Below are 14769 nucleotides of genomic sequence, written 5' to 3' on the forward strand. Positions count from 1 at the left end.
AATGTTCATATAGATGAAGAGACTCTTCTTAATAGGGTTACTTTGAAGAAAGGTGAATATTTTAGTAGCGAAAAGTTCCAGAAAGATATTGAGACTCTTACAGAGTCCTTTACTGCTATAGGGTATGCGTTTGCAAATATTGAACCGGAAACAAGTGTGGATGATGAAAAGCATATTGTTAATATCACGTATCATGTGGATGAAAATATGCTTTACAGAATTGAAAGAATAGAAATATCTGGCAATGAAAAGACGAGAGACAGAGTTATTAGAAGGGAGCTTGAGATTGCTGAAGGGGATGTTTACAGCAGTGTGAAGATAAAGCGGTCAAAACAGAACGTGCAATATCTTAATTATTTTGAGGAAGTCACTCTAACGGAAGAACCGTTGCCAGACAACAAGATGAATTTAAGACTTAATGTAAAGGAAAAACCAACAGGCACATTCAGTATAGGTGCCGGGTATTCTACCCTTGATGGGTTTGTCGGTACTTTACAGATTCAAAAAGATAATCTTTTCGGGTTGGGGTATTCGCTTAATTTAAAAGGGGAATTTTCTTCAAAAAGAACGGATTATACACTTAGCTTTACAAACAAGTGGCTTTTTGACAGGCCCATTACCTTTGGTTTTGATCTTTATAACCTTGAAAGAAGTTACTATGACTATACTAAAAAATCTCAAGGTGGAGCATTAAGGCTTGGGCATCCTATTGTTGGAAGAAAACTTTATATGTATTATAGATTTGCATATGAAATGGAAGATATTTATGATATTGATGATGATGCATCAGATTATGTCAAGGAGCAGGAAGGTAAGACTACGGTTATAAGTTTTACTCCAAGCATAGTTTATAATACTACAAACCATCCTTTGACACCGTCTAAGGGCAATAAATCAAAGTATTATATCAAATATGCCGGAGGAGTACTCGGCGGAGATAACAATTATGCAAAAACAGGCTTTGAGTCTTCGCAGTTTTTCCCGCTATTCTGGAAATTTGTTGGCATGGTGCATGGCGAAATCGGATACCTCAAATCTCTTGATGACAAACCTCTGCCAATTGACGAAAGATTCAGGTTAGGCGGAATGTATAGTGTTAGAGGCTTTAAATACGGAGATATATCTCCAAAAGATGAAAACGGTTATGATTACGGCGGTGACAAATATGTCCTTTTTAATGTAGAGGTGACTTTTCCGATATCAGAGTCGGCCAATCTTATGGGTGTAGTATTTTATGATACCGGTCAGGTTTATGACAATGGGGAAGCTTATTTTTCATACGATTTAAGAAAATCAGCTGGTTTTGGATTTAGATGGTACAGTCCAATTGGCCCTTTAAGACTTGAATATGGTAAAAAGCTTGACAAAAAAGAAGGTGAGTCGAGCGATAGATGGGATTTCTCAATAGGTGGAATGTTTTAGAAAATTAAATATATCAGGAGGTATTACAATGAAAAAGATTTTAGGAGCACTATTAATTTTTACTTTGATTTTTGGTGCGGCGGCATTTGCTGAGACAAAAATTGGTGTGGTAAATATGCAAAGGGCACTGGATGAGAGTGATGCAGGAAAAGATGCCGTAGCAAAAATGAAAAAAGATTACGATCAGATGCAACAGAGAATAAACGAAGAGAGTGAAGTGTTGAAAAAGATGCAGGAAGAATTGAATAATCAGAGCTCACTGCTTACAGAAGAAGCGAAACAGAAAAAAATTGATGAATATCAGAAAAAGCTGAAGGAAGTTCAGAGACTTATAAAAGACTCAAACGAGGAACTGAAGAAAAAAGAACAGGAGTATGTGGGTAAAATTGCAAAGGATCTGGCTGAACTTGTGGAAAAACTTGGTAAAGAGCTAAATTATGACATTATAGTGGAAGCCAAGGAATCGGGTGTCATGTATAATTCCAAAAAGGTAGATATGACAGATATGTTGATAGACAGATACAATAAAGAATGGCATAAGAAATAAATATGTTGCTATCTGAAATTGCATCAAAAATAGGTGGAGAACTTTTTGGTGAAGATATAGAGGTGTTAAACTTTTCTTCACCTGATATGCCCGGGGAAAAAAGTATTTGCATCTTAAGTAACAAAAAGATGCTTAAACACATTGAAAAACCTGTCATTGCTGCTGTTGTTACGACAGAAAAGTTTAAAGATGAAATTAACAAGCCGATGGTTATTGTAAATGATACTCAAAAGGCCATGCTTGTTTTGACAAATATTTTTTATCCTGAAAAAGTGTATTCTGGTGAGATTTCACCGCAAGCATATATATCAAAAAGTGCCATAATAGGGGAAAATGTCACCATCGACCCTTTTGCATATGTAGGTGAAAATGTAAAAATAGGTGATAATTGTTACATTGGGGCAAATGTTTGTCTTCAGGAAAATGTTGAAATAGGTGAAAATACAAAGATATTTCCTGGAGTAGTTATCTATAATGACTGTAAAATAGGAAGAAATGTCATTATTCATTCAGGTACTGTGATTGGTGCTGACGGGTTTGGCTATATAAATGCTCCAAATGGCCACATAAAAATAAGACAGGTGGGCAATGTAATTGTGGAAGACAGTGTGGAAATAGGCTCAAACTGTTCAATAGATAGGGGGACATTGTCCTCTACGATAATTGGTGAAGGGACTAAGATTGATAACCTTGTTCAGATAGGCCATAACGTCAAGATTGGTAAACATTGTATTATAGTATCTCAAACAGGTATTGCCGGAAGCTCAACAGTTGGCAACTTTGTAGTGATAGGTGGTCAGGTAGGAATAGCTGATCACGTCAATATTACTGATGGTGTAATGTTGGCTTCAAAATCAGGAGTCATGTCTGATATAACAGAGCCGGGAGTTTACTCTGGTGTTCCATTGGTGGAGCATAGGAAGTGGCTTAAAAATCAGGCTTGCCTTAAGGATATAGCCAGTACCATAAAGCAGATTGAAAAAATCATAAAGGGGTAAAAGATGGATATAAAAGAGATAATGAAAAATCTCCCTCACAGATATCCTTTTTTGCTGGTTGACAGGGTACTTGAAATAGATAGTTCTCATGTAAAAGCTATAAAGAATGTAACAATAAACGAGAAATTTTTTGTTGGGCATTTTCCAGGTGAGCCTGTTATGCCCGGTGTTTTAATTGTCGAGGCTATGGCACAAGCTGGGGGGCTTATAGCATTTAATGAGCAGGAAGGGAAGAATAGCGAAAATGTGCTTGTGTATTTTATGGCAATAGACAATGTAAAGTTTAGAAAACCTGTTACACCTGGGGATACCCTTGAGCTTCATGTTGAGGTTTTGAAAAAGAAAAAGAATGTATGGAGAATGAAAGGGGTAGCAAAGGTTAGTGATGATGTGGCGTGTGAAGCTGAATTTATGGCCATGATAAAGGAGAAACAATGATACATAAAACTGCAATAATAGATAAAACAGCACAGGTATCAGAAAATGCGGAAATTGGGCCTAATGTGTTTATCGGAAAAAACTGTATTATTCACGATGGTGTTAAGATTGGTGTAAACTCTGTTGTTGAGGAGAATACGGAAATAAAAAAGGGTACGGTTTTATCTCCAAATGTTCATGTAGGTGGAGCGCCACAAGATATAAGTTATAAGGGTGAAGATACAAAACTGATTATTGGTGAAAATTGTATAATCAGAGAGTTTACCACAATACACAGGGCAAGCACAAAAGAGGACTGGGTTACAGAGGTTGGTGACAACTGTTTTATAATGAGCAGCGCACATATTGCCCATGACTGTAAAATTGGAAACAAAGTAATAATTACCAACTATACTGCACTTGCAGGTCATACCCATGTGGGGGACTATGCTGTGATATCAGGACTCTCAGGCACCCATCAGTTTGTGAGAATCGGAAAAATGGCAATGGTTGGCGGGATGTCAAGAATAACCAAAGATGTGCCTCCATTTTGCCTTATAGAAGGGAATCCAGCTATCGTTCACGGGCTTAATGTTGTTGGCTTGAGAAGAAATGGTGTTACCCCTGAGGCGAGAAACCTGTTGAAAAGAGCGCTATCTCTTTTTCTTGACAGGAGTCTTTTGCTTGAGGATGCCATAGCTGAGATAGAGAAAATAGAAGGCTCAGTTGAGGTCAAAGAATTTTGTGATTTCCTAAAAAATTCCAAAAGAGGAATAACCAGGAGATAAAAATGATAAAAATGGGTTTGATTGGTATTGGTAGAATGGGTTCGTACCATTTGAATTTGTATGATGAAATACCATCATTGAGGCTAACAGCTTTAAGTGATGCAAATGAACAGATATTGCAAGAAAAAGCAAAACAGTTCAATGTGTTTTCCAGTTCAAATTTTGAGGACATTCTTGATAAAGTTGATGCTGTGACAATTGCAGCGCCCACTAAGTTTCATTTTGAAATAGCCAGGAAGTGCCTTGAAGCGAAAAAACATGTACTGGTTGAAAAGCCAATTACCACGAATTTTGAAGAAGCTGTTGAGCTTTTTAATATAGCCGAAAAAAATAATCTTGTGCTGCATATAGGGCATGTAGAGAGATTTAATGGCGCTGTTCAGGAATTGAAAAAGATTGTAAATAATCCTTATTTGATAGAATCAAGACGTGTAGGGCCTTATGTTGAAAGGATGAAGGATGACAGTATTGTTCTTGACCTGATGATACACGACATTGATATTATTTTGAATGTGATGAACAGGGAAGTTATTGATGTTGAAGCTAAAGGCAGCAAGGTGTATTCAAATCTGCCAGATTTTGCATCAGTAACCCTTGTTTTTGACAATAATGCGATAGCTAATATTCTCGTAAGCAGGGTAACTCAAAAAAAAGACAGGACAATGAGTATTTCTCAGGAGGATGCCTTTATTCATCTTGATTACACAAGTCAGGATATAAATATTTATAGAAAGGGGCTTTCTCAGCATATATTTGGCAACAAAGAGCTCACTTATAAAAATGAATATATACTTGAGAGGCTTTTTGTGTATAAAGACAATGCACTGAAGCTTGAAATCAAACATTTTATTGACTGCATTGAAGGTCGAAAACCAAGAATAGTATCTGTAAATCATGAGCTGAGATCTCTTAAAGTTGCCCTCGAAGTGGATAGAATTTTAAAAAGTAAAGTGGGCAGGTGTGAGGTAATTTCTTGAAAGTAGCCCTTATTGCCGGTTATGGCAAATTACCGGTTATAGCGTATAATTCTCTGCTTGGTTTAGAAAAAGATTTTATTGTAATTACTCTTGATGAGGAGTTTAATCAGACTATAAACTCTTCTACGGTAAAGATTTATTCGCTGAGTGTCGGCCAAGTGGGCAAAATACTGGATACCTTGAAAAAGGAAAATGTTACCGATGTGATTTTTGCCGGAAAAGTCAATAAGTCGCTTTTATATAATAACCTGAAGCTTGATATGAAGGCAGTAAAAATGCTTTTTTCCCTTAAAGACAGAAATGACGATACTATTATGAATGCTGTTGTTGATGAGTTGAAAAAAATAGGGATAAATGTACTTAAACAGACAGATATCTTGAAGGAATTATTGGCCGAAAAGGGGATGTTAATAGGAAAAAGGCCTAAGGATTCTGAGTTAAAAGACATTTGTTATGGATTTAAAATTGCAAAAGAGCTTGGAAGACTTGACATTGGTCAGACAGTAGTCGTAAAGAGGAAGGCGGTAATGGCGCTGGAGGCAATTGAAGGTACAGATGAGGCGATAGTGAGGGGATTAAGATTTGCAAAAAAAAGTGGCATTGTAGTGAAAGTAGCAAAACCTGATCAAGACGAGAGATTTGATGTGCCTACAGTTGGAGTTGACACTTTGAAAAAAATAGCCGATAATAACGGTCGCTTGCTGGCAATAGAGGCAGGGCGAACTTTTGTTGTTGATAAAAAAGAGTGCGAAGAGTATGCGAAAAAAAAAGGGATTACAATTTTGGCTGTTGATGAATCAATGTGCAAGGGGGATAGATGAAAGCAGAGTATATTAATCCTTTTATAGAATCCACATTGTCAGTTTTTAATACAATGATAGGAATAGAGCCCAAGAAAGGGGAGTTGTACATAAAAAAGGATGATGAACCGTCCTTTGACATTTCGGGCGTAATCGGGCTTGCAGGTCAGGCTGTGGGGTCTGTAGTTATTAGTTTACCGGAAAATCTGGCCCTTAAAATTGTTTCAAAATTTCTTGGTGAAGAGAAAAAACAGGTTGATAATGATGTGGTAGATGCGGTTGGAGAGCTTATAAACATGATAGCTGGCAGCACGAAAAAAGTATTTTCTGAAAAAGGATTGAGATTTAAGATTTCGATACCTAACGTGATTGTTGGTAAAGGCCACAAGATTAAAAGGCCTTCAAGTGTTCCTTGCCTTGGTGTTTTTTTTAATGTCGGAGATGAGAAATTTACAGTGGAAGTTGCCCTTAAAGAAAGCTAAAATCGAATGTTTTCTTTTATATTTTTTATATTGGGTCTTATTTTTGGAAGTTTTATGAATGTAATGATATCGAGGCTTCCATATGGAAAATCAATTGTCCATCCATCTTCAATGTGTCCGATATGTGGTCATAAGATAAGATTTTATGAAAATATCCCTGTTTTGAGTTTTGTTTTGCTGAGAGGCAGGTGCAGTAGCTGTAAGTCCAAAATATCATTTCAATATCCTCTTGTGGAGATTTTGACAGGTATATGTTTTTTGATGATTTACAGTAAATTCGGGATATCTTTGCTTGGTCTGAAGATGTTGATATTTGTTTTTTTACTTCTTGTGATAGCTTTTACTGACTTTTTTACCTCTCTTGATACGGAAAATTTTGAGTGTGGTGTGATTCCTGTTGTTTTAACAAGAGGTGGGATGCTGGCTGGCTTAATACTTTCTTTGGTTGTAAAGCCGGAATTAAAAACGTTAATTAATTCATTTATTGGTATTCTGGCAGGCGGACTGATTATGTGGCTTCCAGGATTTATATATAAACTAATAACAAAAAAGGAAGGGATGGGTTTTGGCGATGTGGAACTTTTTGGGACGATAGGGGCATTTCTTGGCTATAAGCCTTTGTTTATTATTCTTCTTTTAAGTTCGTTTTTGGGTACAGTTGTTGGTATTCCGGTTATAGCAATCAAAAAGGACAAAAACTACCCTTTACCATTTGGCCCCTTTATTTCTCTTGCAACTATTGTTTATATATTTTATGGTGAGGCTCTTATAAAAATATATTTAAATTCAATCTACGGATATGGAGGCTAAATGTTACCTGTAGAAGAACAGCTTAAGGTGATTAAAAGAGGCACGGAAGAGATTATCGTGGAAGAGGAATTAATTGAAAAATTAAAATATTCATATGAGAATAATATACCTTTAAAGGTGAAGGCAGGATTTGACCCTACTGCTCCGGATTTGCATCTTGGCCATACGGTTTTGATACATAAAATGAGACATTTTCAGGAGCTTGGCCATCATGTGATTTTTCTGATCGGTGATTTTACAGGGATGATAGGGGATCCCACAGGCAAAAATGAGACGAGAAAAGCGCTTACAAGAGAAGAGGTTTTGAAAAATGCTGAAACCTATAAAGAGCAGGTTTTCAAAATCCTTGATCCCGAAAAGACAGAAATAGCATTTAATAGTAAATGGATGCTTGAAATGGGAACAATAGGGTTGATACAGCTTGCATCCCAGTACACAGTGGCAAGGATGCTTGAGAGGGACGACTTTTCAAAAAGATATGAAGCCGGTAAACCTATAAGCATACATGAATTTTTATACCCTCTTGTACAGGGGTATGATTCTGTTGCTCTAAAGTCAGATATAGAGCTTGGTGGCACAGATCAGAAGTTTAACTTGCTTGTAGGAAGAGACCTTCAGAGAAATTATGGCCAAAAACCGCAGATTGCTATAACAGTACCTATACTTGAAGGCCTTGATGGTGTTCAAAAGATGAGCAAGTCTCTTGGTAATTATGTAGGGATTAATGAGCCTGCCAATGATATGTTTGGAAAAATTATGTCGATTAGTGATGAGCTGATGCTTAGATACTATTTGCTTTTGAGTGAAAAAAGTCTTGAAGAGATTGAGAAGATTAAGGTTGATATTGCATCTGAAAAACTTCATCCAATGAAGGCAAAAAAAGACTTGGCATATGAAATTGTGAAAAGGTATCATGGGGATGAGGGTGCAAAAGGTGCATTATCTCACTTTGAAACCCTTTTTTCCAAAAAAGAGATTCCTGATGACATAGAGGAATACACATTTGAGACCGGTTTGAGATTGATAGATATTATAAACAGATTAAATTTTGTTTCTTCTAATTCTGAGGCAAGAAGATTGGCTACTCAGGGCGGTGTGACAGTAAATAATGAAAAGGTATCAGACGTTAATGTGGTTTTAGAAAATGGTGAATATATCCTTAAGGTAGGAAAAAGGAAATTTGCCAAAATAAAAATAGGTTAGGGAGGAAGCTGTGGTATATGTAAAGCCTTTTAAGGGTGTTAGATACAATCTGGAGAAATCCCTTTTGAAGAATGTGATAGCCCCCCCTTATGATGTTATTTCGGGTGAAATGAGGGAAAAGTTGCTGACAAAATCCCCTTATAATATTGTTAAGCTTATTTTACCTGAAGGTGATGACAGATACGAAAAGGCAGCAAAAGAATATAAAACTTGGAAAGAGGAAGGTATTCTGGTTAAAGATCAGGTTCCGGCGTTTTATATTTATGAGCAGGAGTACGAATATGAAGGGACCACATATGTAAGGACAGGTTTTATAGGGCTTTTAAAGCTTGAAGAATTGGGTAAGGGAAAAGTTTTTCCACACGAAAAAACCCTGTCGGGTCCAAAAGAGGACAGATTTAATCTGATGAAAGCCTGCAGGACAAATTTCAGCCAGATTTTCGGACTCTATATGGACAAGGAAAATAAACTTGAAAGAGTCTTTTCCTCTGTAAAAAAGGATATGGCAGTATCTTCTGCCGTGGATATATATGGTGTAAAGAATACTTTATGGACTGTTGATGATGAGGAATTAAAGGAAAAGATTGAAAAGTTTATGATTGATAAGGCAGTCTATATAGCTGACGGTCATCATAGATATGAAACCGCTTTAAATTTTAAGAAGTATATGAGAGAGTTAAACGGAGATGATCCTGAAGATACAAAACCTTATGACTATGTAATGATGATGTTTGTGAATTTTTATGATGAAGGTTTAAAAATATTTCCAACACATAGAGTTATAAGAATTGACGAAAATTTTGATGAAACAGCCTTTTTAGAAAAGTTGAAAGGGTATTTCAATGTTAAAGAGATAGCTTTTGACGAAAAAGATGTATTTTTAAAGGAAGATGGTGATAAAAAAATTATATGGAAACATAAGGACAAGTATTATGGGCTTACTGTTCTTGATAATGTCTTTGAAAAACTTCACCCTATTTATAGGAAGGTTAATACATACATACTTCAGGAGATAGTTTTAAAGGAAATTATGGGGTTTGAAGAGGAGAAAATATTAAGAAAAGATGGTATCTATTTTGTTCAAAGTGAGGATGAAATAGAGAAGCTTGCCAAAAAGTACAGTGTTACTTCGTTTTTGCTGAAAGGTATAGATATTGAAATTATCAGAGACATTTCTGAAAGTGGGCTTGTAATGCCGCAGAAGTCGACTTATTTTTATCCCAAGCTTCAGACCGGTCTGGTAATAAATGAACTATGATATTGCTGATTTGTCAAAAAACAATTGACAACTTATGGCCATTGAAATATAAGACTGTTTCCAAATTTAAATAGGATGCCAAGGGATAGATTAGATGTTTGGTGCATTGAATGAAAAGTTGCAGTCTGTCTTTAGAAATATAAAAGGGCAGGCAAAAATTAGTGAAGATAATATAAAAGATGCCATTAAGCAGGTGCGTATGGCGCTTCTTGAAGCCGACGTCAATTACAAGGTGGTCAAGAAGTTTATACAGAATGTGCAGGAAAAAGCCCTTGGTGAGAAAGTCTTAAAGAGCCTTACGCCTGAGCAGGTTTTCATAAAAATAGTAAATGATGAGCTTACTGCCATTCTTGGTGGAAGTCAGGATGACAGTAAATTAAAACTGAGCTCCAACCCTCCTACTGTAATAATGCTTGTGGGTTTACAGGGCTCCGGTAAAACCACTTCAGCAGGAAAGCTTGCAAGACATTTCATGAAAAATGGCAAGTCTGTATTACTGATTGCAGATGATATATACAGACCAGCAGCGATTGATCAGCTTGAGACATTGGCAAAGCAGCTTAAGTGTGATGTTTATTCAGACAGGGTTAGTAAAAATGCAGTTAAAATAGCTGAGGATGGTCTCAATACAGCCAAAAAGAGTGCAAAAGATGTTGTAATAATAGATACCGCCGGGCGACTTCACATTGATGAAGAATTGATGAATGAACTTACTGCTATAAAAAAACATATAAACCCCCATGAGATTCTTTTTGTGGCAGATGCAATGACGGGGCAGGATGCGGTAAATGTTGCATCAAAGTTTGATGAGCTTCTTGGAATAACAGGTGTAATATTGACGAAGCTTGATGGTGATGCAAGGGGTGGTGCCGCACTCTCTATCAAGGAGGTAACGGGGAAGCCTTTAAAATTTATTGGTGTTGGGGAAAAACTTGACGCATTTGAACCTTTTTATCCTGACCGAATGGCTTCAAGGATTCTTGGCATGGGAGACATTGTTACCCTGGTAGAAATGGCCCAAAGTGCAATTGATGAAGATGAGGCTGAGCAGATTGCAGGAAAACTGACCAAAAGTGGAATGGACTTCAATGATATGCTTCAGCAGTTTAAGATGATAAAAAGAATGGGTTCATTTGAAAGTATTTTGAGGTTGATTCCAGGTTTTTCGGGACTTGGTGATGTAGATATTGACGAAAAACATATTAAGAGAATTGAAGCGATTATTTCTTCTATGACACCAAAAGAGAGAAAATATTACAAAATAATAAATGGAAGCAGGAAGAAGAGAATAGCAAGAGGTGCCGGTGTTCAGGTAAGTGAAGTGAATAAACTTATTAATCAGCTTGAACAGATGAATAAAATGATGAAGAAATTAACCAAAAAGATAGGTGGCAAAAATAAAATTGACAAAAAAATGTTAAGAAATATATTCCCTATGCGATAAAGGAGGTGTTAGCTGTGGCTACGAAAATAAGATTAATGAGACTGGGAAGAAAAAAGAGACCTTTTTACAGGGTGGTAGTTGCTGATAGCAGAGCAAGAAGAGACGGTAGGTTTGTGGATATTCTTGGGTATTACAATCCGCTTGTTGAGCCTGCTGAAATCAAAATTGATGAGGAAAAAGCTCTGAATTGGCTTAAAGAAGGAGCAATTCCTACCGATACTGTGAAAAACATTTTAAGCAAGTTGGGCTTAATAAAGAAATTTGCTGAAGAGAAAGCTGCCAAGTAAATTGATGGAGGTGTACTGTGAAAGAACTTGTTGAATTTATCGTTAAGTCGCTTGTTGATAATCCCGACAAGGTTATGCTTGAAGAAGTTGAGGGCGAAAAAACAACTGTAATTGAACTTAGGGTTGATCCTGCTGATCTTGGTAAAGTTATCGGAAAGCAGGGTAGGACTGCAAGGTCTATCAGAACTATCCTTAATGCAGCTGGTATTAAGAAAGGTAAAAGAGTAGTTCTTGAAATTTTGGAATAAAATTAAAGACAAGACATTTAAAGGCCCCTTAAAAAGGGGCTTTCCTATTATTGGTATATGAAATTAATAAAGATTGGAAGCATAGCTGGTTCTCACGGTTTAAAAGGTCATTTCAAGGTTTTACCTCAAACTGAACATGCTGAAATTTTTTTTGATCTTGAGTTTTTGCTTGTTGGCAGAAATGAGAGGATAATTCACTCATTTGAAATTGATGATTTGAAAGTTAATAAAAATAATTTTATAATGAAATGTTCGGAAATAAATGATATTGACAGTGCAAAAAGGCTTAGCGGTTTAAGTATATACATCTCTTCCCGGATGCTTGAAAACTATATGTCAGATGATGAATGCCTGGCAAGTGATTTTATTGGAGCAGATGTTTTTACTGTTGAGGGGGATTATGTTGGAAAAGTCATTGAACTTTACGATAATGGTTCCAACGAACTTTTTGCAATAAAATCTGACGATGGCAAAGAGTATCTTATTTCAAATAATGAAATTCATGTGCCTGAAATTGATGTTAAAAACAAAAAAATTATTATAGATTCTGCAGGTCTGGTAAGTGAAGATTTATAATGTTATAACAATTTTTCCTGAAATGATTCAGTCTATATTTTCCTGGGGAGTCGTATCTCAGGGGATAAAAAAAGGGTTACTGGAGATAAACCCTGTAAACTTAAGAGATTTTACAAAAGACAGACACAAGACTGTTGACGATTATCAATATGGCGGTGGGCAGGGGTTGTTGTTGAAGCCGGAACCATTATGTGAGGCAGTAAGGGATATTAAACAAAAATTCTGCAATACACGGGTTATCCTTCTTGACCCAAGAGGCGAAAAGTTTAGCCAAAAAACAGCAAGAAGACTCTTAAATTATGATAATTTAACTTTTATATGTGGCAGATATGAAGGTGTTGATGAGAGGGTAAGGAAGTTGGTGGTGGATGAGGAAATTTCAATAGGTGATTTTGTGTTATCCGGTGGTGAGCTGGCAGCTTCAGTAATAATTGACTCAGTTGCAAGACTTGTTCCAGGTGTGCTTGGTGATGAAATGTCCTCCGAAGACGAATCATTTTGTAACGGTTTGCTTGAATATCCTCATTATACAAGACCATATGAATATGAAGGACTTAAAGTGCCTGATGTTTTGGTTTCCGGTAATCATAAAGAAATAAATGATTGGAGAATTAAAGAATCATTAAAAATTACTTTACAAAACAGACCTGATTTGCTAAAAGGTAAGGCTCTGAATAAAGAGACCGATGAAATTGTGTCTCAAATTGTGAAAAGGATGAATGAAGGTGTGAGTCTGTATGTTGCTTTGCTGCACTACCCGATGGTTGACAAGCATGGGGATGTTGTAGCCACGTCCATAACAAACATGGACTTACACGATATATCGAGGTCCTGTAGGACCTTTGGCGTTAAAAATTATTTTGTTGTAAACCCTTTGGAGGCTCAAAGGGAAATTGCCAGAAGAGTTTTAACACACTGGCAGGAAGGTTACGGTGCAACTTACAACCCCAACAGAAAGGAGGCGTTTGAGTATACCGTAATAAAAGAAAGTTTGAGTGAAGTAATAGATTTTATAGAACAAAAGGAAGGGTGCAGGCCACTGCTCATTGCCACGTCCGCTAAGGATGCCCCGAATAGAGCGAAGCTTGAGCCTTTTCTGAAAGAGAATTATGACAAACCTATGCTTATTTTGTTTGGTACTGGCTGGGGGATGTCGGAAGATTTGATGAAACTGGTGGATGTAATTATTGAGCCCATAAAAGGTGCTGGTAGTTTTAATCATCTGTCGGTAAGAAGTGCTGTTGCTATATATTTAAATAAGATTAATGGCCTTTTAGGAGGAAATAAAGATGAACAACAAGCTAATTGAAGCTGTAGAAGCTGAATTTATGAATAGGGATATTCCTGAATTTAGAGCAGGAGATACCGTAAGAGTGAATTTCAGAATTGTTGAAGGTAACAAAGAAAGGGTACAGGCTTTCGAAGGTCTTGTGATAAGGATTAGAAGAGCCGGTGTTAGGTCTACGTTTACAGTAAGAAAGGTTGTTGGTGACGTGGGAGTTGAAAGAACATTCCCTTTTTATTCACCAAGAATAGAATCTATTGAGCTTGTCAAGAGCGGTAAGGTAAGAAGGGCTAAGCTTTACTATATAAGAGAACTTCGTGGTAAAGCTGCAAGAATTAAAGAAAGAAGAAAAGGCTTCTAAGAGGGGTAAATTATGAAGACGACTTGGGCAAAAGTAGATATGGATAAAAAATGGTATCTCGTTGATGCCAATGATGTGATACTTGGAAGGCTTGCATCTAAAATTGCCAAGATTCTAATGGGTAAAAATAAACCTGTTTATACACCTTTTATGGATACAGGAGATTTTGTCGTAGTTGTAAATGCTGAGAAGATCAAGGTTACAGGCAAAAAACTCAAGGATAAGAAATATTATGCTTATTCAGGTTATTTTGGAGGGCTTAAAGAGAAGACACTTGAAGAGATGCTTGACAGAAAACCTGAAGATGTAATAAGACTTGCTGTAAAAAGGATGCTTCCTAAAAACAGACTTGGAAGAAAGATGATAAAAAAACTTAAAATTTATGCAGGAAATGAACATCCTCATGCGGCACAACAGCCTGAAAAATTAGAGTTTTAGGGGGAATAGATGGATTACTTTTACGGAACAGGAAGAAGAAAAACTTCAGTTGCCAGAGTGTTTGTCAGGCCGGGTAATGGCAAAATAACAGTAAATGGAAAAGCTTTTGAGGAATATTTTGAAAGAGCAATTTTGAGACAAATTATTATGCAGCCAGTTGAGCTTGTAAATAGCGCTGGTAAGTTTGATCTTTATATAACTGTAAAAGGTGGTGGCAAAACCGGTCAGGCTGGTGCAGTAAGGCATGGCCTTGCAAGAGCTCTTGTTGCTTACAATCCTGACTACAGAAAAACTATCAAGGCTGAAGGGTTTCTTACAAGAGATCCAAGAATGGTGGAAAGGAAGAAACCTGGTAAACCAAAAGCAAGAAAAAGCTCACAGTTTTCAAAACGTTAATAAATGGCCGGATTTGTCCGGCCTCTTTTCAT

The 14769-nt window shown here is 36.7% G+C and carries 19 protein-coding genes; all 19 read left to right on the forward strand.

Annotated elements, in window-relative coordinates:
• On the forward strand, positions 1-1422 hold a 1422-nt coding region (gene bamA, locus ACTCAF_RS04390; RefSeq protein WP_463062081.1), incomplete at its 5' end, for an outer membrane protein assembly factor BamA.
• Between the two features lie 28 nt (positions 1423-1450).
• Positions 1451-1969 carry an OmpH/Skp family outer membrane protein gene (locus ACTCAF_RS04395; RefSeq protein WP_463062082.1) on the forward strand — a complete coding sequence of 173 codons (519 nt, stop codon included), beginning with the start codon at positions 1451-1453 and terminating at the stop codon, positions 1967-1969.
• Positions 1970-1971: 2 nt separating this feature from the next.
• Positions 1972-2967 (forward strand): UDP-3-O-(3-hydroxymyristoyl)glucosamine N-acyltransferase, encoded by a 996-nt coding sequence (gene lpxD, locus ACTCAF_RS04400; RefSeq protein WP_463062083.1) that lies wholly within the window; start codon positions 1972-1974, stop codon positions 2965-2967.
• Positions 2968-2970: 3 nt separating this feature from the next.
• Positions 2971-3405 (forward strand): 3-hydroxyacyl-ACP dehydratase FabZ, encoded by a 435-nt coding sequence (fabZ, locus tag ACTCAF_RS04405; protein ID WP_463062084.1) that lies wholly within the window; start codon positions 2971-2973, stop codon positions 3403-3405.
• Positions 3402-4172 (forward strand): acyl-ACP--UDP-N-acetylglucosamine O-acyltransferase, encoded by a 771-nt coding sequence (gene lpxA / locus ACTCAF_RS04410; RefSeq protein ID WP_463062085.1) that lies wholly within the window; start codon positions 3402-3404, stop codon positions 4170-4172. The genes fabZ and lpxA overlap by 4 nt, the downstream gene beginning before the upstream one ends.
• Positions 4173-4174: 2 nt before the next feature.
• Positions 4175-5149, forward strand: coding sequence for a Gfo/Idh/MocA family protein (locus ACTCAF_RS04415; RefSeq protein ID WP_463062086.1), 975 nt, complete (start codon positions 4175-4177; stop codon positions 5147-5149).
• A complete protein-coding gene (locus tag ACTCAF_RS04420; protein WP_463062087.1) occupies positions 5146-5970 on the forward strand; it encodes an LpxI family protein in 825 nt (274 codons plus the stop codon). Before ACTCAF_RS04415 ends, ACTCAF_RS04420 begins: the two co-directional genes overlap by 4 nt.
• Positions 5967-6431, forward strand: a complete 465-nt coding sequence (locus ACTCAF_RS04425; RefSeq protein ID WP_463062088.1) for a chemotaxis protein CheX — start codon at positions 5967-5969, stop codon at positions 6429-6431. The genes ACTCAF_RS04420 and ACTCAF_RS04425 overlap by 4 nt, the downstream gene beginning before the upstream one ends.
• Positions 6432-6437: 6 nt before the next feature.
• Complete coding sequence (locus ACTCAF_RS04430; protein ID WP_463062089.1) at positions 6438-7241, forward strand: prepilin peptidase; 804 nt, start codon at positions 6438-6440, stop codon at positions 7239-7241.
• Positions 7242-8444 carry a tyrosine--tRNA ligase gene (gene tyrS / locus ACTCAF_RS04435; RefSeq protein ID WP_463062090.1) on the forward strand — a complete coding sequence of 401 codons (1203 nt, stop codon included), beginning with the start codon at positions 7242-7244 and terminating at the stop codon, positions 8442-8444.
• A 10-nt stretch (positions 8445-8454) separates the two neighbouring features.
• Positions 8455-9702: a DUF1015 domain-containing protein gene (locus ACTCAF_RS04440; protein WP_463062091.1), complete on the forward strand. Its 1248-nt coding sequence runs from the start codon at positions 8455-8457 to the stop codon at positions 9700-9702.
• Between the two features lie 94 nt (positions 9703-9796).
• Positions 9797-11146 carry a signal recognition particle protein gene (ffh, locus tag ACTCAF_RS04445; protein WP_463062092.1) on the forward strand — a complete coding sequence of 450 codons (1350 nt, stop codon included), beginning with the start codon at positions 9797-9799 and terminating at the stop codon, positions 11144-11146.
• 14 nt (positions 11147-11160) lie between these two features.
• Positions 11161-11433: a 30S ribosomal protein S16 gene (gene rpsP, locus ACTCAF_RS04450; RefSeq protein WP_463062093.1), complete on the forward strand. Its 273-nt coding sequence runs from the start codon at positions 11161-11163 to the stop codon at positions 11431-11433.
• A 17-nt stretch (positions 11434-11450) separates the two neighbouring features.
• A complete protein-coding gene (locus ACTCAF_RS04455; RefSeq protein ID WP_242819306.1) occupies positions 11451-11681 on the forward strand; it encodes a KH domain-containing protein in 231 nt (76 codons plus the stop codon).
• A gap of 57 nt (positions 11682-11738) precedes the next feature.
• Positions 11739-12257: a ribosome maturation factor RimM gene (gene rimM, locus ACTCAF_RS04460; RefSeq protein ID WP_463062094.1), complete on the forward strand. Its 519-nt coding sequence runs from the start codon at positions 11739-11741 to the stop codon at positions 12255-12257.
• Positions 12244-13566 carry a tRNA (guanosine(37)-N1)-methyltransferase TrmD gene (gene trmD, locus ACTCAF_RS04465; protein ID WP_463062095.1) on the forward strand — a complete coding sequence of 441 codons (1323 nt, stop codon included), beginning with the start codon at positions 12244-12246 and terminating at the stop codon, positions 13564-13566. The genes rimM and trmD overlap by 14 nt, the downstream gene beginning before the upstream one ends.
• Positions 13547-13903, forward strand: coding sequence for a 50S ribosomal protein L19 (gene rplS, locus ACTCAF_RS04470; protein WP_463062096.1), 357 nt, complete (start codon positions 13547-13549; stop codon positions 13901-13903). The genes trmD and rplS overlap by 20 nt, the downstream gene beginning before the upstream one ends.
• A gap of 12 nt (positions 13904-13915) precedes the next feature.
• On the forward strand, positions 13916-14341 hold the full coding sequence (gene rplM / locus ACTCAF_RS04475; protein ID WP_463062097.1) for a 50S ribosomal protein L13: 426 nt from the start codon (positions 13916-13918) through the stop codon (positions 14339-14341).
• A gap of 9 nt (positions 14342-14350) precedes the next feature.
• Complete coding sequence (gene rpsI / locus ACTCAF_RS04480) at positions 14351-14737, forward strand: 30S ribosomal protein S9 (RefSeq protein ID WP_463062098.1); 387 nt, start codon at positions 14351-14353, stop codon at positions 14735-14737.
• Positions 14738-14769 lie beyond the last annotated feature (32 nt).

The sequence above is a fragment of the Deferrivibrio sp. genome (assembly GCF_055117995.1).